The sequence below is a fragment of the Terribacillus halophilus genome (assembly GCF_900162685.1).
Lineage (GTDB): Bacteria > Bacillota > Bacilli > Bacillales > Amphibacillaceae > Terribacillus > Terribacillus halophilus_A.
This window is the reverse complement of sequence record NZ_LT727828.1, coordinates 1,171,334-1,194,943: the sequence shown is the minus strand read 5'-3', so window position 1 is coordinate 1,194,943 and position 23,610 is coordinate 1,171,334. Positions and strand designations below refer to the sequence as shown.

Below are 23,610 nucleotides of genomic sequence, written 5' to 3'. Positions count from 1 at the left end.
TAGCAACAGTATAGCATTTTGTCTGTATTTATTAAATGCAGAATCTCTTCTGCTGCGCTTTATACAGTATATACGTCGCACCCTTCATAGGTGTCACGAAAATAATACAGCCTGGACTGTCCTTAGGACAACATCCAGGCTGCCGTTTATTCCGCTTGAAGCTGCGCCAGCGAAACGAGAACGTCACGAGGCTTGCTTCCTTTTTGCTCAGAAATGACGCCTCTCATTTCCATGTGATCAATTAATCTGGCTGCACGATTATATCCAATCTTGAAACGACGCTGCAGCAGACTCGCACTTGCACTGTTGTGCTCAATCACAAACTCTAAAGCTTCTTGATACAGTTCATCTTCTTCCTCTTCTGATTCTCTTCGCTCCAGTAAATCTTCATGTTGGAAAAGATACTCAGGTGGCGCTGTCTGTTTCACGTGCTGAACTACCCGCTCGATCTCTTCGTCCGAAACAAATGCGCCTTGAATACGCTGCGCTTGACGGGCACCATTCTCTATAAAGAGCATATCCCCTTTTCCTAGCAATTTCTCAGCGCCATTGTTATCAATAATCGTACGGGAATCAACAGCTGAAGAAACACTGAAAGCAATTCGGGTAGGAATATTCGCTTTAATTAACCCTGTGATAACATCCACTGATGGACGCTGTGTCGCCAAGAGCAAATGAATACCAGCAGCTCGCGCTTTTTGCGCAATGCGGCAAATGGCATCCTCTACATCTTGAGGTGATACCATCATTAAATCTGCTAGCTCATCAATCACAATAACCAAATACGGCAGTTTATCAGCGTAACGGCCTTGCTTGGCAAGTTTCTCATTATATTTGCCAATATCGCGCACTCCTTCACCAACGAACTTCATGTAGCGTTCTTCCATCTCATTAACAGCCCACTTTAAAGCTGCAGTGGCTGCTTTCGTATCGGTAATGACTGGTGATACGAGATGAGGGAGATCGTTGTACGGGGCAAGCTCTACCATCTTCGGATCAATCAATAAAAACTTAACCTGTTTATGATTTGCTTTATACAGCAAGCTAAGCAAGATTGTGTTGATACACACACTTTTACCGGAACCTGTTGCTCCGGCAATTAAACCATGCGGCATTTTTTGCAAGTTCGTGACAATAGAATCTCCAGATATATCTAATCCTAGTCCGACTGCTAGCGGTGAACTGCTTTCCATGAAATCTTCTGTTTCTAAGATTTCCTGCAGCCCTACTTGCTTCGCTACAGCATTTGGCACTTCAATTCCAATTGCATTCTTACCAGGAATAGGCGCTTCCATCCGAATATCTTTTGCTGCCATATTTAGTTTAATGTCGTCAGTCAAACCCTTGATCTTACTGACCTTCACACCCATATCTGGCTGAACTTCAAAACGTGTAACCGACGGCCCTTGCATAGCATTCACCACATGTGCATTCACATTAAAATGCTGCAGTGTTGTCTCAAGAAGCTGCGTCTGCTGATCCACCCAGGCGTCGTTCTCCACCGTCTGCTCCACTGGATCATTTAAAAGGTGCATGGGAGGTCTGGAAAATACCGGTTCTGTTTGCTGCTGAACTTCTTCAGCAGGTTCTTGCATCATTTCCGGTTGCGGTTGCTGAACAATTGTCTTCGCATATTCCAACTCGTCTTGCTTTTCTTCCGTTTGTTGAACAGGCTGCTTTGCGCGTTCCAACTGATTCCGCTTGTCCCGAGGTGTCATGAAGACATTAAACGGAACTGATTTCCGGATTGGATTACGAGCCTCGTGAACTTGATAGGCATTGTCCGATTGCACAGGTTCTTCTGGCTGGTCTGCTTCTATAACCGCTGCTTGCTGGCGTTCAGGCTGGCTGTCCTCTATCTGTCCTTCCTTGTCCATTGTAGAGGCCTGTTCTGTTTCCAACATTTTTTCAGAATCCAAGTTACTTGCCTCTTTAGATTCAATTTGTTCTTTTTGGTCCAATTCAGCAGATTCGATTTCGATTGTTGCATCGTCTTCTAGTTCTGCTTGTTGGTCTGTCATTGTTTCTTCCTGATTAACTTCTAGTGATTGCGCTACTCCCAGGGATGCAGCTTGATTCCATTCAGCGTTTGCGTTTGCGTTTGCGTTTGCTTCTGCTTTAACGGCTTCCTGTTGATCCATTCTCATCGGCTGCTCTGCTACTAAATTTTCTTCTTGCTGCTGTTGTTCAGCGGCCTGCTCCGATCCTAGACGTTCTTCGTGATCCCATTCAGCTGACTGCTCTAGCTCTGGACGTTCTTCCTGATGCCATTGGGCTGACTGTTCGAATTCCGCCGCACCCGCTTGCTGCATAGGGGCTGGCTTGTTCAATTCTAAGTCGGCAGTTTCCGCTTCTTCAAAAACCACGTTCTGAATGTTAGTTTTCGTTTCAGCTTCAACAATTGATGCTGGACTGTTGACTGGCTGCTTCTCATCAGAAAGCGGTTCACCTTCTAGTTCAAAAGCAAGCGATGCTGTTTGTTCCTTTACTGCAGCTGCTTTCTCAGTCGCATGCAAATCCTTTGCTTGAGCAAAAGGTTCACTTACTTGCGTGAGATTAGAAGCTTCATTAGAATTTTGCTTTTCTTGGTGCTTATACAAAGGTGCGCTTTCAGCGGCGATTCTCTTCCAGTCAGCACGATCCTGAATGGATGCCATCGTTACAATTTCCTCTGCTTCTTCCTTGCGCTTACGGAAACCATAGACTGGCGAAGGCACTTCTGACGGTTGGAACGGCTTTTTATCTTCTTTAGGTTCCACCGGCTTCGGCCTTTGTGTTTGCGTCTGCCGCTGCCTAGTCTGATTGGAAGGTCGTTCAGGATAGTCTGACCTTTTTTGCTGTGCCTGCTGCTTTTGACGATCTTCCATCGTTGATCGAGGTCGATCTTGCGCCGGAACAGACCGTACAGGACGCGCTGGAGTTTTCGGGCTGCTGCTATTAACCTCATCCGGAATCATGGGAAAGCGAAAGGCGCGTTCCTTAGGATATGTATAGGCCATTTTAGCCTGTGGCTGCTGGTTCGCATGATATTGATTCTGTACGTTGTGTTCAGAAGCGTTCCTTTGTTTCAGCTCTGGTTCTTCCTCTACTACTACTTCGGTTATAAAAAAGTTGCTTAGAGCTTGCTTTAGACGCTCCCACATAATAAATCTTCCTTTTTCAGTATATTAACTTCATTTTAGCAGGTTTTCACAAACCGTGAAGAGCTTTACCCTAAAAACATTCTTCCTACACCTAAAAAATATGGTGGTTATTGGCTATAACCGTCCTATCTACCTACAAAAAACACCGGATACACATGTATCCGGTGTTTTTTTACCTATTAAGATTCAAATGCTTGTCCGACTTCATAGGAGTCATCCAGAACATAGATTCCTTTTTCTTCTGGCGCATTGGGAAGACCCAACTCTTTCTGCGAACAAATCATTCCGAAAGAGTCCTCTCCGCGCAAGTTGCCAGCTTTTATTTCCAAGCCGCTCGGCATTATAGCGCCTACCTTCGCGACAACTACTTTCTGACCAGCATCCACATTTGGTGCGCCGCAGACAATCTGTACCGTTTCATCACCAAGATCAACTTGGCAGACACTTAGTTTGTCTGCATTGCTATGCTTTTCTTTTTCTTTAACGTAGCCAACGACGAATTTAGGAGTAAGATCCACATCAAAACTGTCTTCCAAGTCATTTTGACGGAAGATATCACGGATTTTATCAACGAATTCCGCATCAACTTGTACCGTACCGGCAGTCGTAATTTTCAAGTACTCGGAAGCACGGAAAATATTATAACCGACTAATTCGCCTTTATCCGTAATTCGGACAACGTCTCCGAATCTTTCTTCTTTAATGGAATGACGATCTCCCTGCTTGATTGCGATTAGCAGTACATCACCGATTCCTTGTTTGTTATAAAATGCTTGCATCTTACTTTTCCTCTCCCTTGGCAGATTCTGGTCTGTTCCGCGCCATAATGAATACTGGCTCCAACTTCTTCTCTTCATAGATGAATGGTAAGGAAGTAATTGGTACGCGGCCTTCTGCAAAATATTTCATGGTCATCTGTGCTAATATATCATAACCAGTCTTATTTTCAATATCCGCCAGTATAAGCACGTCTTGGTGAGGAACTGCAACGAGCACTTCACCTTTTGCATTTGCCCGGAATCCTTCCAGGAGTGATTCATTTAAAATACGGCTGGCGTCATAACCATCCTGCGTTGCGATGAAATAAAAAGAATTGCCGGCAACTCTGTCCTCTCTTAACTCAGCAGAGAGACTTCTTGCATTAAACGCAGCAATTTCTCGAAGTCTTTCTAAATTCCAGCCTTGTTCTTTCATCATTTGTTCATCAATAAGTCGATATGATTTTCCGAGGTCCAACGCATAATAAACCCTTGTTTCTGCAGTATGGTCGGAATACACCATGTTTAAGCCTGATTTCGTTTTCGATGGGAATGAAGTTGCCCGTATAACTGGATAGACATGCTGTTCATTTCCTTCAAGCTGCTGCTCCTCGTGCATGACACGCAACGCCTCTTTTACATGCTCTTCGAGGTCATCAAGTGCTTTCTCACCCTTTGTTTCATATTTCGCAATAATGTTAGGGAGCGCAAGTGTTACGCCTTCCTTCGTATCCTGCCATTCGACACGGAATTTGTTCTTTTCACGATCATAGGCAGTGCGCCATGCCGGATTCTGCAAGCGCTCCTCCAACTTCTTCTTTATTTTCAAAGCCGTCATTTTCATACTCTATTCTCCTTGCAGTTATTGAGGTAGGGATTCAATGAACGACTCGATTTCCGCTGTCGTTTTACGGTCCTTGGATACGAATCGACCTGTTTCCTCATTCTCGCTGAATGCGATAAAGCTAGGAATACCGAATACATCATATTGCTGACATACATCGATAAACTGATCACGATCTACATAAACGAACTCGTAATCTTTGTACTTGGCTTCGATCCCCGGCAGCTCTGGTTCAATGATGCGGCAGTCCGGGCACCAATCAGCAGAGAACATTAAAATTGTTTTCCCGTTTTGCAGTATTTCTTGTAATTGCGCTTCTGATTCTAATTGTTTCATTCGTATTGCCCCCATTAATTTCTTTTAGCTTATTTTATCAAAGCCTGCCACCAAATGCGAATATACTGCGCTAGTCCTATATAATTAATCCTCCGCAAGCTAATACGCAATAGTTCTATCAAATCATAAAATTGTCAAACTTTTATTAATTTATTGTAAACATGGTAAGTTATACCTATAATGTAAGAGAGCACACACGAGCATGAAGGGGGATTCTTATGCATACGATACGACAACGTATTCGGTTAATCATGTTTTTATCACTTGCCAGTATAATAGTTCTTGGAGTCTTCAGTTTTTACTATTTTTATCAGCAACACAAAATGACAGAAAAAACACAGCAGTATCAGGAAGCTTATGTATCCAGTCAATATATTAAGGACGACATGCTAGACACGATACAGAAGCAAGATACGTATCTGGCACAGCCTTCTGCCTCTAATGGGGAAACGGTATTAGGTGCTATCGCTAGTGTCAATAAGTCAGCTGCTACATATGAAGACAAATACAAGGATACAAAAGAGCTGCGGGAATACTTCGCACAAATCAAAAAAAGTGCATCTACATATGAGCAAGAGCTTGAAAAAGTGACGAGTATGAATGAAATGATCGGCTACACATCTGATGAAGGACTCCGAAAAATTATTCAAGATGCTTCCGGCAATTTCAACAGCATTGCGTCCAATTCAGGTGACGATGTATCAAGCAAGTTAGAAAATGTACTTCGGACAGAGCGTGACGTCATTCAGCCGCCGAATGGCGCGGCTCCCAATAAGAAAGCATTCGATGAAGCTGTCAGTGCTTTTAGATCAGCTGTTTCTGAAGCAAACTTGGATAGTGACGCCTTAAGTACTATCAATTCCAGTCTCTTAAAATATACATCCGCTATGTCAACGCTATCTACTACTCGCACACAGGCTGCAGAGCTAGCCACTAACTTTGAAACCGCCGCTCTGGAGGTCACAACAACAGTAGATAGTGTTGGACAGACAGCTGTTGAGCAGATGAATGAAATGAAAGAAGCGAATGAACAGACATCCACCACCCTAGGGATCATTTTACTTGCCGTCATCGTACTAAGCTTCCTGCTCGTACTTTGTATCGGCTGGCCGCTTATCCGTGCGATCTCAAAATCAATCTGGCAGCTGAAAGAAGCTGCCGAAATTATCGGGGATGGCAATCTTGCCTACCGCGTTCCTATTACAACAAAGGATGAAATGGCCGACGTTGGCAGAACATTTAATCAGATGGCTGCCAAAATGGAACAATCCATGGTAAAAGTAAAAGATGCTTCCAGGGTAATGGATGAGTCTTCCACATACTTAGCAGCTGCTTCCCAGCAGACAGCAGCCCAATACGAAGAGGTAAACCAAGCAATTGGTCAAGTTGCAGGAGGCGCACAGGATCAAGCAGCACAATTAGAAGAAAGCGGTACACTGCTTGAGAAAGTGCGACACAGCATTGATAGGATGAAGTCAGAAACAGCTCATGTAGAATCCGCAATGAAACAGGCAGAATTCGAAGGGAGTCACGGCCTCGAACAGATGCAGCAATTGCATGATACATCAGTTAGCTTCCTGACACTTGCTCAAACACTGACAACTGAAATCCAGCAAGCTGTCAAGCAGGCTGATCAAATCCGCTCTATCGTAAAGACTATCGAAGAAATCTCGGAGAGTACGAACCTGCTGGCATTAAATGCAGCTATTGAATCTGCCCGCGCAGGCGAACATGGCAGAGGATTTGCCGTAGTAGCCGATGAAGTGAAAAAGCTAGCAGAACGATCGAAGCAAGAAGCGCAGCAAATTCATAAACTAGTCGGATCAATGAATCAGCAAATGACGGATTTAGCAGAAGAAGCAAAAGCATTTGACGCCTTCCAGCAAGTGCAAGCAACTAGCGTAGAAGAAACCAGAAGTGCTTTTGATCGCATTCATCGTCAACTGCAGGAAGGTAACACGAAGGTGAAAGATATCACATCGTCTGTGTCGGATGTAGCTGCTAACAACGAGGCCGTCGCCGATATGCTTGAGCACATCAACCAAATTGCAGAAGAAGCAGCATCCACTGCCGAAGAAGTTGCAGCTTCTAGTGATACACAAGCTGCTTCCATCGACATGCTCACGAATGCCGCATCTCAGTTACAGCAACTCGCCAAAGATTTAGCCACTGAGGTGTCACAGTTTGAATTTGCAACCGTTCCATCTACGAATAGTGACATGGAAGCTTTTGCAGAAGAAGGCGAGCCAATAGAACCTGCACTCCCTTACAATGAGGAGCATGCTGAACCAACAAAAGAAGATCTGAAGAAAACATCATAAAAATAAGGAAACAGTTCCAATTGACGTGTACTCTTTGTAAAGAACATTTTTTTGTAAGACTAGGCAGCTTTCTTTAGAAGATGATCCCTGTATGATGCAGGTATCATCTTTTTTAGATTCCACTGCCCTCTGCAATGGTTGTTATAGTCATATAGCTTCTTATTTCTTGTTTTAGCTCTTTAGAAGTTTTGCAGAACTTACTATTTGTATCATCGGTATCTTTTATAGTAACCAAATTCCGATAATGGTAGAAAGAGAAAGACCGATTACGACTGGGATAAAGCATTGCCGCACTAATTCCATCACTGGTACCCTTGCAAATCCAGCAATCGCTACAATAGAGGACCAGGCAATCAGCGTGCCGCCGCCAACCCAAATTGCTCCCATTTGCCCGATTGCAGCAAGCGTAGAGACATCCATGCCGACAGCAGGTGCTAGGGCACCTGAAAGCGCTCCGACAAGAGGAAGTCCGGAAAAACCTGAACCGTCCAATCCAGTTACCATGCCAACAACCAGCAGCCCGAAACCTGCGAAGATTGGATTCTCTGGTATATAGTGCTGACCAGCCTCTACTAAATCAAAGAGAAAGGAAGGAGCCTGCGCAGCATCTTCCATTCCGAATATCCTGGCAGATATTTCTCCGCTACCTAGGAAGAAGAAGCCAGCAATCGGAATAACCGGTCCCATTGCCCGAAAAGCAAAGGTAAAACCATCTACTAAGTGGTCACTCACATTATGCAAGGACTGTTTCCAATTGTAAGCAATCGCTGCTGCCATCATGAGCAGGATAGCAGCACCTCCGATTAAAGCAGCCCCCTCCCCGCCTTCAAAAGAAGCAGTATTGCTGAAGGACGCATATGTCATGTAGCTAACGACAACAAGAAAGGCTGCGGGCACCAAAATCGCAAACAACATACTGAACCTAGTTTTTTCACCTTCATCATCTACATTAGACACCTTGTTCCCGTTCCATCTTTCCAAGTGCACAATGGAAGGAGAAGCGATTTTTTTTCGAATACGATAGTATGCCAGCAGTAAGGCTGTAACACCGGTAATAAGCGATAAAATAAGGGCTTTGTCTGCCACCGCTGCAGTATCTACACCAGCTGCAGCAGCACTCAGCATTGGTGCAATTTTAATAATATAGTCAGCAGAAAGCGCTATACCCTGGCCTGAAATCGCCATTGCCACACCTGTTGCGACTGGCGGCAAACCAGCTTTGATTGCAACCGGAAGCAGAATTGCACCTACGAGCGGCACTGCCGGTGTGGGCCAAAAGAATAGAGAAATACAGTACGTAATAAGTGCCAGCACCCAAAAAGAAGTGTGACCGTTCGTCATAACATACCCAAAAGGGCGAATCATTCGTTCATCAGCCCGCAATGCTTTTAAAGACTGCAGCAGAGCAGTCATAACGGTAATAATCAAGAAAATATTAAATAGCTCAGAGGCAGCTGTTAAACTTGCGCTGAAGGTTACCTGCAGTCCCTCTACAAGTGTCCCCGTATACACCCAGCCAACTAAAAAGGTCATCAATAATGATGGAACCAGCACATTCTGCCGAACAAGCATTGTTAAAATAATCAAAATTGTTCCTGCAAGATACATCCAATGGGCCATCGTCAAGTCTGTCAAGCGGGTTCCTCCTTCATCTCATCATGTGCCATAGCCTATGTAAGACAGAAGAAACCGGTGACTTATGCTTAATTGGATTGACATTCGAATCTTAGCAGCTGCTTCTCAGAAAGACAGCAGCCCACAACATTTAAAATGTAAATAGGACTTGCACGCTCTCACAAAGATGCGCATCTGCCCTCAAAAAAAGCCGCTCTAATGAAAACAATCATAAAAAGAAGGAAGCGGATCATTATTCCGCTTCCTTCTTCTGATTGAATTGATAAAAGCTATACTGCCCCTTTAACAGTAAACAAACATGCTCAAACATAGCGCCGCGGGACATGTGGCCATTCGTGAAAACGCCGACTGCTCCCTCTGTGGTTGAAATATCCTCTTTACTGGTAAATGCACGCATAACTGGGCCCAGCTCTTCACCGGCAAGCACTGGTTGTGCAATAAATTCTGGCAGAAGCAGCTTAGCTCCGCTTGCACTCCACACGTTATCACCAATTGACAAGGCTCCCCAATTACAGATATACAGACCGTCGTCCATTAACGTGACGCCGCCTTCTAGTCCGATGCCGGCCGCTGCGCCTGGTAATCTACTGCAAGCCTTTGCCCGCTGAATCGCTCCCTGACGTGTTTCCTCGTCACTCATCGGCTGCGCCCGCACACCAGAATCTACACTGGTGCCTTCCAAATCCCAAACATCTCCGAAAACAGCCTTAACAGCCTGTATTTTCGCAGGATTTTTTGATCCAATAATCATTTTCATCTTACCGTGCTTCCTTCCTTGCTGCTTAGTCGTTCTTTGTAATAAGGTCTACTGTGGACTGATCGGTAGAACGGACAAGTTTTAACAGCAATTCTTTGGCCGCAGCATAATCATCGACATGTATAATGCTCGCACTTGTATGCACATAACGGGAAACAATCCCAATAACTGCAGACGGCACGCCTTCATGCGCCATATGCACACGCCCTGCATCTGTTCCGCCTTTTCCAACATAATATTGATAATTAATATTATTTGATTCAGCTGTATCCAAAATGAATTCCCGCATGTTGCGGTTCATAATCATTGTACCGTCGAAAATACGCAGCAAGGCACCTTGACCAAGATGTCCGAATGCGTGCTTATCTCCGCCAACATCATTTGCAGGTGATGCATCAAGTGCATAGAAAATATCCGGGTTAATCATGTTAGCAGCAACCTGCGCCCCCCGCAGACCTACTTCCTCCTGAACCGTCGCACCGGCATACAATTCATTTGGTAATGTTTCGCCTGCCACTTGCTCCATCAATTCTAGAGCCAATCCGCAGCCGTAACGGTTATCCCATGCTTTAGCCAATATCTTTTTCTCATTTGCCATTGGCGTAAACGGCATGTACGGAAGAATTTGCTGCCCAGGCTGGATACCAATTTCATATGCATCTCGTTCATCATCTGCTCCAATATCAATCAGCATACTATCAATTGACGCTGGTTTGTTTCGTTGTTCTGGTGTTAAAAGGTGCGGAGGTGTTGAACTGATTACGCCGGGAATTGGACCCGCATCTGTCATGACTTGCACGCGCTGTGCAAGCAGAACTTGACTCCACCAGCCTCCCAGCGTCTGGAATCGGATTAAGCCATTTGGTGTGACACCAGTGACCATAAAGCCAACTTCATCCATATGACCTGCAGCCATTACTTTTGGTCCGTTGCCTTTTTTCACTCCGAAGATACCGCCAAGTTTATCCTGGATAATATCATCTGCATACGGCTTCAGCCTTTCTTTCATGAACGCACGCATCAAATGTTCATTTCCTGGAGCTGCCTGCAGCTCGGTCAACTGTTTAAATAAACCTAGTGTTTTTTGGTTCATGTATATGTACTCCCTTTTTGTCAGACTATTGTATATCTATTGTAAACTATTGACCCTCAACATGCCATAAAGGTTGTTTCGTTTTATATTTCTGGGGTAATAAGCTATACTAGAAGATAACTTATGTTGAAGAGGTGACCAAAATGGGCGTTAAAAAAACAGTAGCGGTTGTAGGCGCAGGTCTAGCAGCTGGATATTTTCTTCAGAAGCAGATTGCAAAACAACAAAAAGTAACTCCAGAAAAAGCACTTAAATTCGCAAAAGAAGCGTTTAAGAAAGAAGGACCAATCAGTGGTTCTTGGATTTATATGAAACCAGAAGAAAAAGTGAAGCACGGCCTCACGTATAATGTATACCGTGGCGGTATCTCTCGTACAATTGATGGAGAACCCGCTCAATATGAATTCTTCGTTGATGTAGAAACTGGTTCTGTCATTGACGCTGTTGAAACAGCATCTTAAAAAACAAACTGCACCCCAAAAGTTACAAACATGTAACCTTTGGGGTGTGTTTTTTTATAACAATTTTTTTAGGGACACCAACAATCGTCTAAGTTGGTTTGCAAGCTTTTTTAACTACTTTCCTGCAGGTCGCTCAATCGCTTTATCTGCCTCTCTCGCGTTTTTGGAAGCCTCATCTCGGCTCTTCTTCATTTCTTCAATTGATTTCGTTTTTAATCGTGCAGCTCCTTTAAAATCCTTCGTTGGCAGTCGCTTTTCATTTTGCTGACGCTTCTTGGCTTGATTGATGCTGTCTTTGTACTGCGGCAGCCATTGCCCCTGCGCAATGAGCATATCATCTACCATTTGCCAGATTTCTGGCGGTGTGCATACAGCACCAACTAGCGGATCCATCATAAATGCCTGCCTTAAGAGTAAATCATCCCCATTGACGGCAGCTTCTACTGCGAGCCGCTGCACAGAAATGCTTACTTGACATACAGCCGCACAACCAAGCGGCAAATCACCAACAACTGGCATATTAATGCCGTTCCGATCAACATAGCCAGGTGCTTCTATAACAGCGTCTGTCGGCAAGTTTGAAATAATTCCATTGTTGATTGTGTTGAAGTGGCCGCGATACGTTCTGCCTGTTTCCAGCGCTTCTATAATATAAGAACCGTGTTCTTGCCCCCGCTCTTTTTCGTCATAACGATAAGCAGGCTCTTTCATCCAATTTGGAAAGTCTTCCTTAAACCAGTTTCGGCCTTCTGTGCAAACACGCAGGTATCCTCCTGTTTCACCATTAATCCAGGAACCTAAGTCGACCCAATCTGTAATCTGATCCAATCGTTTACGGTACCACGGTACATATTCACTTAAATGTCCATTTGATTCAGTGCTGTAGTATCCAAAACGGCGGAGCATGTCGATACGTACTTTTTCTGTTTTACTATACTCCGGGTGCGACTCAAACGCTTCAAGGAGTTTGCCGGTCAAGTCTTCTCCATTGTTGGTGATCTGAATATACCACGTTTGATGATTAATTCCCGCACAGATAATCTCTACATCTTTCTGCTCTAACTCCAATACATCCGCTATTTGACGATGTCCTCCCTGTACGCCGTGACAAAGACCGACTGTCTTGACGCCTCCATACGTATTGCATGCTCAGGTGAGCATTGCCATTGGATTTGCATAATTCAGTAACAAGCAGTCCGGCTCTGCCACTTCGCGAATATCTCTGCAAATCTCGAGCATCTCATGAATACCGCGCTGTCCGTACATGATCCCGCCAGCACTTAATGTGTCCCCCACACATTGATCCACTCCATAACGCAGGGGAATATTGATATCCTGTTCAAATGCCGCTAAACCGCCAATACGAAAAACAGATATAATATAGCGTGCATCTTTCAATGCATCTCTTCGATTTAAAGTGGATTGAATCTCAACGGATAATCCATTCTCCCGTATATCTCGCTGACACAGCGCCGTCACCATCTTAAGATTGTCTGCATCTATATCGGTGAAAGCAATCTCAACGTTTTTAAAAGCAGGAACAGCCAGAATATCTCGTAACAAAGCACGCGTGAATCCAATGCTTCCCGCTCCGACGAATACGATTTTAAAAGACATTCTTATACAAATCCTTTCTTAATTTGGATAGTACCTTCTAGCGAGAATTTACTTGTCTGCGTATGTTGTAAGACAGTTCATTCCTACCAAAATCGTCACAATTATTGCCATGACTGTTGCTGGGAGAAGGATGAATGTTTTGACTCTTTATACTTGTAGTGCTTACGTAAGCACACTGCTGCAGCTATATATATTCGCCGCCAACGAAGATTATCTTCTACTGCGACAACTTGCATCCCTGCTATAAAGAGATTTTTTGATTATCTGTTCTGTTATCATCTTCTGTCCATGTTAATGGCTAATATCTGCTCATTTTCAACATACAAAAAAGCCGGCATGGGTCAGGTACGATACCATCTCCATGCCAGCTCAAGGCACTAATATTGTATTAGCTCCTATCATAAGAGCTTATTGAAACGAAGCGACACTCCGGTAAATACGGTAGCCTCGGGAAGAAAATTTCTCTTCATACTCAGTTTTCACATTCAAAGGATCATTCTCTGCGTGCAGATCAAGCTTCACTTCCTGCAAAATCATTCCGAAACGGGAAAAGCTCGATAAGGAATATTCAAAGAGCTTTTGGTTATCCGTCTTGAATATAACTTCGCCGCCATCCTTTAATACTGCTTTATACTGCTCTAAAAAGCTGCTAAATGTTAATCGGCGCTTTTCATGCTTGTTTTTCGGCCAAGGATCGGAGAAATTGAGATAAATGGTATCCACTTCATTTTCCTCGAACAATTCACGAAAATCAGCAGCATTTTCATTCAACAGCCGGACGTTTGGCAGTTCAGACTCCGCTGCTTTCTCTACCGCTGTAACGATAATACTTTTTGCCAATTCGATACCGATAAAATTGAATTCTGGGTGCTGGGCTGCCATTCCAGTAATGAACTGCCCTTTACCTGATCCAATCTCTACACGCAGCGGTTTATCATTGCCAAATAGCTCCCGCCACTTTCCTTTATATTGCTTTGGTTCATGGATGACGATATGGTCATTTTCTTTCAAAAAATCGTCTGCCCATGGTTTATGGCGCACACGCATATATCTCACTCCTATTACTATCCTTCCCTCCTGCATAGTTTGGTGCTAAAACGCACACGCTATGCTTAGGAAGGAGGAGAAAATCGATGTCACTTTCCGTTGATAATCAACTCGGTTTGCTGCGTGATATCCTTAGTGAGCATTGCGAATCCTGCTGCGGCAGTAAATCCGAATGCGAGCAAATATCACGATTAGCACGTTCTATTTTATCTAATAAATCATCCGATCAGCAAGAGATTCTGGCGATGCTTCCCGGTATCCACACCTACAGCTCTGCTGGTGAAAAAGCTGCCGACATTAACGCTCATATCACGACCAACAGAGGCCAGCTTGAGAACTGGGTAGAGACAATCGACAGTCTGCAGGGTTAACAAATCAGCTGTTTTATTTCCGAAATCAACAGTAACAGATCCTTGCATTTCCGTTCCAAATTGTCTTCTCGAAGAGACATGATAAGACGCGCAGCTTCGTACCAATAGATTCGTTTAAGCAGGCCATCATCCAACGGTTTGCCATACGCAGCCATCCAAGCTTTCCAATCCGCATGCGGAACGTATTTCCGAAGCAGCATTCCTATGTCTGCGGCCGGATCGGCAATGAGAGCACTGTCCCAATCTACTAGATAAAGCTCATCATGCCGACTTATCATCCAGTTATTATGGTCAATATCAAAATGACAGACAGCCAAAGTTTGTTTCGGCATCTCGGGTAAGAACAGCTCCAGACTCTTCAATACCTGATGCAAAGCAGGCAGCCGATCTTGGAAGCCAGCTGCTTTCTCTCGCAGCTCTTCCAATTTCGCTTCTGGCTGCAATGGTTTTTTACCCATGCGCATCAGCATATTCAGCATCTCGGAAGAATGATGAATCTTGCTAAGCAGCTGGGCCACTCGGGAATCGTTCATCTCAGAAGACGTAAGCCCGCGTCCTTGCAGCCATTCCTGAGCCGTTATTACATCCCCATTTTCCATTCGCTTTGTCCATACAAGCTTTGGAACAATTCCCTCCGCTGATAGGACTGCCAAGAAAGGAGAAGAATTACGTTTTAGGAAAAGCTGCCGATCCGCACTGCTTGCATAATATGCTTCTCCAGTTACACCGCCTGCAGGAGCGATCTTCCACTCATTTCCCAGTATGTGTTCTAACCAATTCACCGTTCATTCCTACTTTCCTAGTGCAATCGCTCTGCATTACTAGCTGTAAACAAGCCCAGCGTGACACAAGGCAAGTACATTCCCGATCAAAATCGACAGACATACTTTAGATTACAACATTTTCTATGGTTTTATCAATACGATAATCTGCAAAAACCGCTTATTTAACTAAAAAATTCTTCTTTCTCTTCCGTTTCCCATTCGGGACGTCTGACAGCTTTTGTATACGCATGCTGGAGCAACACTTCAGCAGCACGCAGCTGTACATGCTTTAACGCAACCTGCTCCTGACGTTTTCCCATCAGCCAGTCTGCATGTTTTTGACTGCCAATAATCTGTGTATTCCGCGGTTCACTGCTAAAACGAATCGCATTCTCTCTGCTTAATACGACTTTTGTTACTGGCAGTTCTACCTCATATTTACGTAATATGCTTTGAACTAATTTTTCTGTTCGGTTGAGTGACAGCATCGGATTGATGAAGTTTGTAAACTGCCCTTTTTTCTCTCTTTTCCACGTTCGTTCTTCTGAAGTCCAAAACAGCACATCCGGCTTGTCTTCCAATACGGAAATAATTTCAATACCAAGCGGATGAATCAAAATTGTTTCAGCTTCCATTGTTGTCTGCTTCACTTCGAAGACAGGTTTATACATCACAAAAAACGTATCCGGAAACCGTTTTAAAAAATAACGAAGAATCGGGTCTTTCTTATATTGATGATTATAAAAAGAGAATTCTCCCAAGGTAGATGTTGCCCATTTCAGCTGAAATTCAAAAAGCTCTTCTAGGAAATCCTGTTTTAATGCTTGTTCTGTAGGCGCTACATACGCCGGCTTTTCTTCTTCTGGAAAATCATGTGCATCTTCTTTTCTCTGAAAAACTTGATACCATGGCTTTTTGGGCGGTTCTTCTGCTTTCTCTTCCTCCACATAGGAGGGAGCAGCTTGCTGCTGTTCCCAATCTTTTTGTGTTTTTTCCCAGTTCTCTTTCTTCAATTTAATGAATTGGCTGGGATATCGATAAGGATGCTGTTCGTACCGCGATATATATTCATGCAGCTTAATCAATTGAGCCACATCGTTTCACTCCTTTTCCAAATCTTTCACCAGTACAGGGACGTATTTAGGACGTTTTCCTGGTTCAATTCGGTATACCGTCACTTTGTCCACCAAAATCCTTTTAGACAGCTGTTTTTCCGGCAGCGGCAGCGGTCCCTCTACATCGCCTGCCCCCCATCTTTTACCAAGCGTAATGTGAGGGCGGTACGGCCGGGTTTCTTGTTCGAATCCAGCTCTTGCTGTGGCAGCTGTTACATGCTGATGCAGCTTGTGCAGCGGATCATGCGGCTGTACACCTGCCCAGATAACGCGGGGCTGTTTAGGACTGCCAAATACATCAACACTGACTGCTTCCAATTCAAACGCCTTTCCAAATTGCTGCGTTTGCCATGCCTGTTTCAGTTTATCCAGCTGCTGGTCTGTCGTGGAGCCAAGAAACTGCAATGTTATATGAAATTCCTCTGGTCTTGGCCACTGTTTCATCGGCACATAAGCTTGCAATTCGTTCTGCCAGTCAGCCAACGCTGCTTGAATTGATGCTTCTAATCCAATTCCGATGAAATAATGTATACTCACGCTATCCCTCTTTTCCCTGTTAATGCGTTCGTCATGCGTTTTACGACAAACAGAATACCAACGCCAAGAAATGTCGTCACTGCGAAAAGGCCATACATATGGTAAACAGTGCCCGTCTCTATGACGACACCTCCGATAAGGTTAAAGAACGCGTTGCCCAATCCAGTTCCAACGGCAGAATATAGGGCAATTGCAGTAGCCTGAACGGAGGTAGGAGCAGCGCTTCTTATATAAAGTAAAGCAGCCGGCACATAGAGGCCGATGGATAATCCTTGAATAATGGTTGTGATGAAAATAACCGCGAGCGGCGGATCGAACATATATAATACCCATCGTGCTCCAGAGACACTGGCGCTTAATATAACAACATGCAAAATGCTCATCTTCCCGATAATACGATGTGCTAATTTCATAAAAGGCGCTTCACTTCCAGCTCCAAGGAAGAATGCAATACCTACAGCACTTAGTGTGCCTCCGGCAGCCAAAATGAATGTCCCGAAATAGAAATTGTTTGCCAGAATCGGACCAAAGATAAGAAAGTTAGATGCCAGAAACAGCAAGAACGGTTTGTTTTTGCGTAAAGTCTGGAGTCCTTCTTTCATGGAGACAGCAGCAATATCATATCCTTGACGCGGAAATCTACGCAAAGCAGGTAACGCGAGCAGCAAACATATACCGTATGCTACGAAAATCCAATCCAACGATCCTGCCAAATCTGTTATATATCCCATTAAGAACGACGCGGCAGCGAAACCAATGGCGCCCCACAAGCGAATATTTCCATAAACCAGTTTGTTTTGTTCCACAAAACCTAAAGCCATGCTGTCCGATAATGGAATAACTGCTGCTTGAAATACAGCGATACACAGCATTCCGATTAACAGCAAAGCGTAATGATCATAAAATAAATAAATGAATGCAAGCGCTGCTGCAGCAGCTAATGCTGCCGCTAACAAACGCAAAGGCTTCCGAGTATAATCACTCAAGAGACCCCAAACTGGCTCCATAACTGTATTTACAAGCGGGATAGCCGCCACAATCAGCCCAACCAACACCGAATTTAGTTGCTTTTCTTCTTGCAGAAACACTGCGAGCAGCGGAAATAAGGATCCGTTGGAAAGAAATGCTGTAAGATAAAAGTACTGAAAAGATCGGTATGTTTTTTTCGTTTCAGCACGCATTAGATGTGATCATCCTTCGTCAGCAGGTAAAGTGATTCTGCATAAATGGCAATAGCGCGAATCATATCATCAAGCAGGATATGCTCATCCTGTTGATGGGCACTGTCTGGTGCGCCCGGAAATAGCGGACCAAAAGCGACTCCTTTTTTCATCGCACGTGCATATGTTCCGCCACCGATTGCCAGGATATCTGTTTGATCACCCGTCTGACGGCGGTAAACATCGACCAATGTTTCAACTAATGGATCATCCTTCTCTACATAAAGCGAAGCTAAATGTGATGTTTGTTTGAATCCGGCTCCTGCTTCCGCAAGCTGATTCAATAAGCTTTCTTTCACGGTATCGTATGCTGCTGTCACAGGGTAACGGATATTAACACCAATTGACCAGGCATCCGTTTCTGTCATCTTGAATTCACCGAGATTGAGTGTCAATGGACCGGATACATCATCTGATAAACCTAGTCCGATGTCTTTTCCATTGTAATCCTCAAATTTTTCCACTAGCCAATTCAGCTTGTCTGATACATCACCATGCAGCGGGAGTGATTGGAGGAACTTAGCCAGTACAATAACGCTATTGCGTCCTTTCTCCGGTGTGGAGCCGTGTGCCGCTTTGCCGGACACGCTCAGCATAATATTATTTTCTTTCACTTCTACGCTGCCGTTGATACCTTCAGCTGTTAAATAAGCAGCGAATGCTTGCTCTACGGCAGTTAGATTCTCCCCTGAAAGAGCAGCATCTGCTTTACCGGGAACCATGTTTAAAGCTTTTCCTCCACTAAACCGAATGAGTCGAAGCATGTCGCTTTGTGCTGTTACAGGCGGCAGGGAAATGTAGCCATCGATAATGCCTTTTTCGGCATAAATTAGCGGAAAGTCAGCATCCGGTGTAAAGCCGGTATCCGGCATTTCTTCATACTTAAAATAATGCTCCATACACTGCCAGTCTCTTTCTTCATCTGTGCCCATAATAAGCCGAATACGCTTACTCGGCTCATAACCGCTATCTTTTAGCAGTTTCATCGCAAAGTATGCGGCGACAACCGGTCCTTTATCGTCCAAAGTTCCTCTTCCGAAAAGTCGCCCCTCTGTCAGCGTTGGAGTAAATGCTCCATACGTCCATTCTCCATCTGCAGGAACAACATCCAAATGGCCGAGCACACCAACCAAGCCGCTGCCCTGACCATATTCAATATGGCCCGCATAACCGTCCACATACTTTGTAGCAAAGCTATCGCTATCGGCTGTATTCAGCATATAGCGCAGCGCTGTATCAATTTGCTCTCCAAACGGCATCTTGTCTGTTTTTGACGACTCGTCATACACACTCGGTATGGCTAATAGACCCTTTAATACCTCAACATATCTGTCCTTATAAGCTGATGCCTTGTCATACCAGTCGATTCTCTCCATTTCCGTCGCCTCCTAAAAAAATATTAATATCTTTATACGTCTATTGTAAAATAAATTAACAGAAAATTTAACCTATCTTCTAGCCTTCTTTGATTAATTAATGTAAAATACGGGTAGAGAGAGATTTAGAGGCACCACCGATTCTTATGTAAAACTAAGGAGTGGTTTTTTGAATCAATCAACATCCCGAATGCTAAACCGAGTAAAAGCTGTCTATCTTTTTATTAGAGAAAGGGAAACAGTTTCTACTACTGAATTGGCTGAAGAATTTGGTATTACAGACCGTACAGTGCAGCGCGATCTTAACGTGCTGGAATATAACGGTTTAGTACAAAGTCCTCATCGGGGGGTTTGGTCTACGACATCAAAAAAAGTCAAAATCTCTTGATTTAAATCGTACAACCTATGTAACAAACATTACTTACCTATAAGGCAAGCTGATCTGTTCTCAGATCAGCTCTTTTTTGTATCTTCAATCAAACTGTTCAGTTCCTCATCAGAAAGTTCCCGATATTCGCCTAGCTGAAGGTCTTCATCAAGCTTCAAACTGCCCATCTGAAGACGCTTTAAATACGTCACTTCCATCTCCACAGCTTCAAACATCCGCTTAATCTGATGAAATTTCCCTTCTGTAATAATGATTTCAATTTCAGAAACCGGTCCAGCCTCTAGTATCTTCAAAATAGCCGGCTTCGTAACGTACTCGTCATCCAGCGTAACGCCCGCTTCGAATTGTTTAATTGTCTTCTCGGTAACTTCGCCATTAATTTTCGCGTAATAAAGCTTTTGCACATGCTTTTTTGGAGATAACAGCTGGTGAGAAAGCGTGCCGTCATTCGTTAATAAAAGCAAGCCCTCTGTGTCCTTGTCTAAACGACCTACAGGAAACGGCTCAAATAGTCGATCTTCCGGCTGCAGGATGTCTACCACCGTCTCATCACGCTTATCTTCTGTTGCCGACACAAGGCCAGGCGGCTTATGCATCATCAAATAGATGAATTCCCGATACTCCACCGTTTCCCCATTCACTTGGACATTATCTTTGTTTTCATCCACATGTATCGATGGCGACTTAACCGGGGTGCCATTTACTGTAATGGCACCTTTTTTTAATAGTCCTTTTACTTCTTTTCTGCTGCCAAAACCCATATTTGCAAGTAGCTTATCTAATCTCATTCATTAGTCCTTCTTTCTTTTCATTAAACGATCTAAAAATCCAATTCGATTTCCAAGCACACGTTCCAGCAAGGTGGATTTATAAGCAAGAATCATGTAAACAGATCCACCAGCTAACGCACTTACCATAATAATAACAGCTGAAGCAATTCTTCCATCTTCATACGTTAATGTAAACCCAAACAGGAATTTTACGAGTAATACAACAACAGACATGATAGCTGTGAAGATTAAGATTAATATGGTCCGCTTTGTCAGCTGCTGTGTAGGGAATTTTAATGCGTGCTTCATTTTAAAGAAATTCAATACTGTCGCGATTCCGACAGCCAAAGCCGTCCCAAAAATAGCACCTTTTGCTCCGAAAGCATGCATAAGCGGGATATTGAAGAAAATCTTTACTAACAGCCCTGCTGTCAAACTAATAACAGAGAAGCGCTGCTCATTGATTCCCTGCAAGATAGATGACGTTGTTGTGAATAGTGCAAACAGCAAGGCTACAGGCGCGTACCACATCATTAGTGTGCCCGCTCCTAAGTTTGAGTTTATGACGTCACTTGTCCCATAGAAAGCTGTATATGCTTCATTACCTAATAGTGCAATACCAACACTCGCTGGGAATATCAAAAACAAGACAATTTGTAACGATTGATTTATTTGCTTCAGGTACAATTTACGATTATTTGAAAAGAATGCTCGCGTAAGTGCTGGAACTGCCGCTAAGGAAAGTCCTATAGACAATGTCATAGGTATAGTGATTATTTTGTGTCCATATAAGTTAATAATTCCGTACAGCGCCTTAGCTATCTTCCCATCTTGACCAATTGCTGTGAGCGCTCGTACCATCGTGAACTGATCGATAAACTGGTAAAGTGTCGTAGCAATACCAGTTACAACAAACGGTCCAGCATAGCTCAACAGTTCTTTTATAATTGTCTTATCAGTTACTTGCGCAGCTTGGACTTTTTGCTGTTTCATTCTTAACTTTAGATGTGGTTTTCTGGCTCTCCAGTATACATACAGTACAACACAGGAAGCTAATGCACCTATAAAAGCTGCAAATGTCGCATATCCTACAGCTACAGCTGTGCTCTCATGAAAGACATGGATAGCAAGATAAACGGCGAGTAGTAAAAAGACAATACGCACTACCTGTTCCACTACTTGAGACACAGCAGTAGGTCCCATAGATTGGTTACCTTGGAAGAATCCTCTAACAATACTCATAGCAGGGATAATGAGGTTAGCAAAGCTCACAAGCTTAATTACATAAGCAACTGCTTCACTTGAGAACCCTTCCTCATTGCCTCCCACACTCCATTGAGCGATGAGGTCAGCTCCAAAGTACATAACTAAAAAGGCTACTGCTCCTGTGACAACCATAATAGACATACCTTTATGCAGGACACGCTGGCTTGTTCGATAATCACCTAAACCATTGTATTTTGACACAAATTTAGATACGCCCAATGGTATACCGATTGTCGAGATACTAATTAATATATTATAAGGAACATAGGCATAACTGAATAACGCCCCACCAGAGGCACCTACTAATGCATTAAATGGGATAACATAAATAATCCCTAGAAACTTCGACAGGAAAGAAGCTGCTGTCAGCAGCAAAGTCCCGCGAATTATAGTCGACAAAGCCATTTATTCACCAAACTCCTCTTTAAAATCCAATGAATCTATTTTATCATAAAGTAGACCTGATGGAAGAATTCGATTGAATCCCATCAGCAGAAAGGAAGAACAACGCATGAATTACGATGTAATTGTAATCGGGGGCGGCCCATCCGGACTAATGGCAGCCATATCGGCTGCTGAGCACGGTGCTGCCACGCTTTTGATTGATAAAGGAAAGAAATTAGGTAACAAACTCGCGATATCTGGAGGCGGCAGATGTAATGTTACGAATCGCTTGCCTCAGGATGAAGTAATTAAGCATATTCCGGGTAACGGAAAATTTTTATATAGTGCTTTCTCTATATTTAATAATTACGATATTATCGATTTCTTTGAGAATCTTGGTGTAAAGCTCAAGGAAGAGGACCATGGACGTATGTTCCCAGTCAGCAACTCAGCAAAATCCGTTGTACAAGCGCTGCTGAATCGAATGGATACGCTTCATGTACATGTTCGAACGGAAACTCCTGTGAAAGCAGTTCAATACGGGGAAGAGAGTCATGAGGTTATTTTAAAAGATGGCGAAAAACTTAGCACAGGTGCTGTTATTGTAGCCGTCGGCGGAAAAGCAGTACCACACACTGGCAGTACAGGAGATGGCTATGCATGGGCCAAAAAAGCTGGGCATACGATTACGACACTTTACCCAACCGAAGTGCCTCTCCTATCTTCTGCAGCCTTCATCAAGCAGAAACAGCTTCAAGGTCTTGCTTTACGTGATGTAGCAGTGAGTGTGCTTAACGCGAAGAATAAAGCCATCATCACACATCAGATGGACATGCTGTTTACGCATTTCGGTATATCCGGCCCAGCTGTTTTACGCTGCTCACAATATGTGGTGAAAGAATTGATGAAAGGCCGAGAAGAAGTTACTATCCATATTGATGCTGTACCAAGTAAGAAAGAACATGTCTTAACTGAAGAGATTTCGAAAACGATGACTGATCAGCCGAAAAAAGCTTTTCGCAACCTCGTGAAAGGAATTGTACCAGAACGCTATTTAGATTTTCTGCTGGAACAAGCAGGAATTCCTTCAGATACAAAGGCAGCAAATATTTCCCGGGAAAATCTGGTGCAGTTTATTAGCTTGGTAAAAGGTTTCACTTTCCCAGTCAATGGCTCACAGCCAATCGAAAAAGCATTTGTTACGGGCGGAGGCGTTTCTGTAAAAGAAGTTGTTCCGACCACAATGCAATCGAAGTTCATGCATGGGTTATATTTCTGTGGTGAAATTCTTGATATTCATGGATACACTGGAGGTTATAATATTACTTCCGCATTAGTAACTGGCCGAGTGGCTGGAATGCATGCTGCTTGGGAAGCATCATCTTTCAAAAATTGATACAACAAACC

The 23,610-nt window shown here is 43.7% G+C and carries 20 protein-coding genes and 2 pseudogenes; 5 read left to right on the top strand and 17 right to left on the bottom strand.

What is annotated here, in order from left to right; translation table 11 throughout:
• Positions 1-146: 146 nt before the first annotated feature.
• The 4 genes from B1K52_RS10530 to B1K52_RS10515 all read right to left on the bottom strand — a co-directional run bounded on the left by B1K52_RS10530 (position 147) and on the right by B1K52_RS10515 (position 5,081).
• On the bottom strand, positions 147-3,143 hold the full coding sequence (locus B1K52_RS10530; RefSeq protein WP_256855897.1) for a DNA translocase FtsK: 2,997 nt from the start codon (positions 3,141-3,143) through the stop codon (positions 147-149).
• A gap of 179 nt (positions 3,144-3,322) precedes the next feature.
• Positions 3,323-3,922 (bottom strand): YtpR family tRNA-binding protein, encoded by a 600-nt coding sequence (gene ytpR / locus B1K52_RS10525; RefSeq protein ID WP_077307991.1) that lies wholly within the window; start codon positions 3,920-3,922, stop codon positions 3,323-3,325.
• Position 3,923: 1 nt separating this feature from the next.
• Positions 3,924-4,745, bottom strand: coding sequence for a DUF1444 domain-containing protein (locus tag B1K52_RS10520; protein WP_077307989.1), 822 nt, complete (start codon positions 4,743-4,745; stop codon positions 3,924-3,926).
• 18 nt (positions 4,746-4,763) lie between these two features.
• On the bottom strand, positions 4,764-5,081 hold the full coding sequence (locus B1K52_RS10515) for a thioredoxin family protein (RefSeq protein WP_077307987.1): 318 nt from the start codon (positions 5,079-5,081) through the stop codon (positions 4,764-4,766).
• 218 nt (positions 5,082-5,299) lie between these two features.
• Between B1K52_RS10515 and B1K52_RS18105 the strand changes: the two genes are divergently transcribed.
• Positions 5,300-7,402, top strand: a complete 2,103-nt coding sequence (locus B1K52_RS18105; RefSeq protein ID WP_077307985.1) for a methyl-accepting chemotaxis protein — start codon at positions 5,300-5,302, stop codon at positions 7,400-7,402.
• A 59-nt stretch (positions 7,403-7,461) separates the two neighbouring features.
• Here B1K52_RS18105 and B1K52_RS18270 read toward each other — a convergent pair.
• The 4 genes and pseudogenes from B1K52_RS18270 to B1K52_RS10495 all read right to left on the bottom strand — a co-directional run.
• Positions 7,462-7,577, bottom strand: a pseudogene (locus B1K52_RS18270) (IS3 family transposase); the annotation flags it as partial.
• Between the two features lie 47 nt (positions 7,578-7,624).
• Positions 7,625-9,037, bottom strand: a complete 1,413-nt coding sequence (locus B1K52_RS10505; protein ID WP_256855896.1) for a hypothetical protein — start codon at positions 9,035-9,037, stop codon at positions 7,625-7,627.
• Between the two features lie 232 nt (positions 9,038-9,269).
• The gene (locus B1K52_RS10500; RefSeq protein ID WP_077307983.1) at positions 9,270-9,794 is read right to left on the bottom strand and encodes a DUF84 family protein; all 525 of its coding nucleotides are present in this window, start codon (positions 9,792-9,794) and stop codon (positions 9,270-9,272) included.
• Positions 9,795-9,819: 25 nt separating this feature from the next.
• Entirely contained in the window at positions 9,820-10,887 is a 1,068-nt protein-coding gene (locus tag B1K52_RS10495; RefSeq protein WP_077307981.1) for a M42 family metallopeptidase, read from the bottom strand.
• A 143-nt stretch (positions 10,888-11,030) separates the two neighbouring features.
• Between B1K52_RS10495 and B1K52_RS10490 the strand changes: the two genes are divergently transcribed.
• Positions 11,031-11,348, top strand: coding sequence for a PepSY domain-containing protein (locus B1K52_RS10490; RefSeq protein ID WP_077307979.1), 318 nt, complete (start codon positions 11,031-11,033; stop codon positions 11,346-11,348).
• Positions 11,349-11,462: 114 nt separating this feature from the next.
• Here the strand turns inward: B1K52_RS10490 and B1K52_RS10485 are convergent.
• Positions 11,463-12,965, bottom strand: a pseudogene (locus B1K52_RS10485) (alpha-glucosidase/alpha-galactosidase).
• Positions 12,966-13,373: 408 nt separating this feature from the next.
• The gene (trmB, locus tag B1K52_RS10480) at positions 13,374-14,012 is read right to left on the bottom strand and encodes a tRNA (guanosine(46)-N7)-methyltransferase TrmB (protein ID WP_077307977.1); all 639 of its coding nucleotides are present in this window, start codon (positions 14,010-14,012) and stop codon (positions 13,374-13,376) included.
• A gap of 86 nt (positions 14,013-14,098) precedes the next feature.
• Between trmB and B1K52_RS10475 the strand changes: the two genes are divergently transcribed.
• Positions 14,099-14,383, top strand: a complete 285-nt coding sequence (locus B1K52_RS10475; protein WP_077307975.1) for a YtzH-like family protein — start codon at positions 14,099-14,101, stop codon at positions 14,381-14,383.
• On the opposite strand, the gene B1K52_RS10470 is transcribed toward B1K52_RS10475, so the two are convergent.
• From B1K52_RS10470 to pepV, 5 genes are all read right to left on the bottom strand, one after another.
• A complete protein-coding gene (locus B1K52_RS10470; RefSeq protein WP_077307973.1) occupies positions 14,380-15,165 on the bottom strand; it encodes a phosphotransferase family protein in 786 nt (261 codons plus the stop codon). The two genes, B1K52_RS10475 and B1K52_RS10470, sit on opposite strands and share 4 nt — an antisense overlap.
• Positions 15,166-15,329: 164 nt before the next feature.
• The gene (locus B1K52_RS10465; protein ID WP_077307971.1) at positions 15,330-16,241 is read right to left on the bottom strand and encodes a hypothetical protein; all 912 of its coding nucleotides are present in this window, start codon (positions 16,239-16,241) and stop codon (positions 15,330-15,332) included.
• A 6-nt stretch (positions 16,242-16,247) separates the two neighbouring features.
• Positions 16,248-16,799, bottom strand: a complete 552-nt coding sequence (gene thpR, locus B1K52_RS10460) for an RNA 2',3'-cyclic phosphodiesterase (protein WP_179106527.1) — start codon at positions 16,797-16,799, stop codon at positions 16,248-16,250.
• Positions 16,796-17,980: an MFS transporter gene (locus B1K52_RS10455; RefSeq protein ID WP_077307967.1), complete on the bottom strand. Its 1,185-nt coding sequence runs from the start codon at positions 17,978-17,980 to the stop codon at positions 16,796-16,798. Before B1K52_RS10455 ends, thpR begins: the two co-directional genes overlap by 4 nt.
• A complete protein-coding gene (pepV, locus tag B1K52_RS10450; protein ID WP_077307965.1) occupies positions 17,980-19,395 on the bottom strand; it encodes a dipeptidase PepV in 1,416 nt (471 codons plus the stop codon). Before pepV ends, B1K52_RS10455 begins: the two co-directional genes overlap by 1 nt.
• Positions 19,396-19,564: 169 nt before the next feature.
• Here pepV and B1K52_RS10445 point away from each other — a divergent pair, with 169 nt between their 5' ends.
• Positions 19,565-19,783: a DeoR family transcriptional regulator gene (locus tag B1K52_RS10445; protein WP_077307963.1), complete on the top strand. Its 219-nt coding sequence runs from the start codon at positions 19,565-19,567 to the stop codon at positions 19,781-19,783.
• Positions 19,784-19,848: 65 nt separating this feature from the next.
• Here the strand turns inward: B1K52_RS10445 and B1K52_RS10440 are convergent, their stop codons facing one another.
• Positions 19,849-20,571, bottom strand: a complete 723-nt coding sequence (locus B1K52_RS10440; RefSeq protein ID WP_077307961.1) for a pseudouridine synthase — start codon at positions 20,569-20,571, stop codon at positions 19,849-19,851.
• 3 nt (positions 20,572-20,574) lie between these two features.
• The gene (locus B1K52_RS10435; protein ID WP_077307959.1) at positions 20,575-22,224 is read right to left on the bottom strand and encodes a putative polysaccharide biosynthesis protein; all 1,650 of its coding nucleotides are present in this window, start codon (positions 22,222-22,224) and stop codon (positions 20,575-20,577) included.
• 106 nt (positions 22,225-22,330) lie between these two features.
• Here B1K52_RS10435 and B1K52_RS10430 point away from each other — a divergent pair, with 106 nt between their 5' ends.
• On the top strand, positions 22,331-23,599 hold the full coding sequence (locus B1K52_RS10430; RefSeq protein WP_077307957.1) for a BaiN/RdsA family NAD(P)/FAD-dependent oxidoreductase: 1,269 nt from the start codon (positions 22,331-22,333) through the stop codon (positions 23,597-23,599).
• Positions 23,600-23,610: the final 11 nt, after the last annotated feature.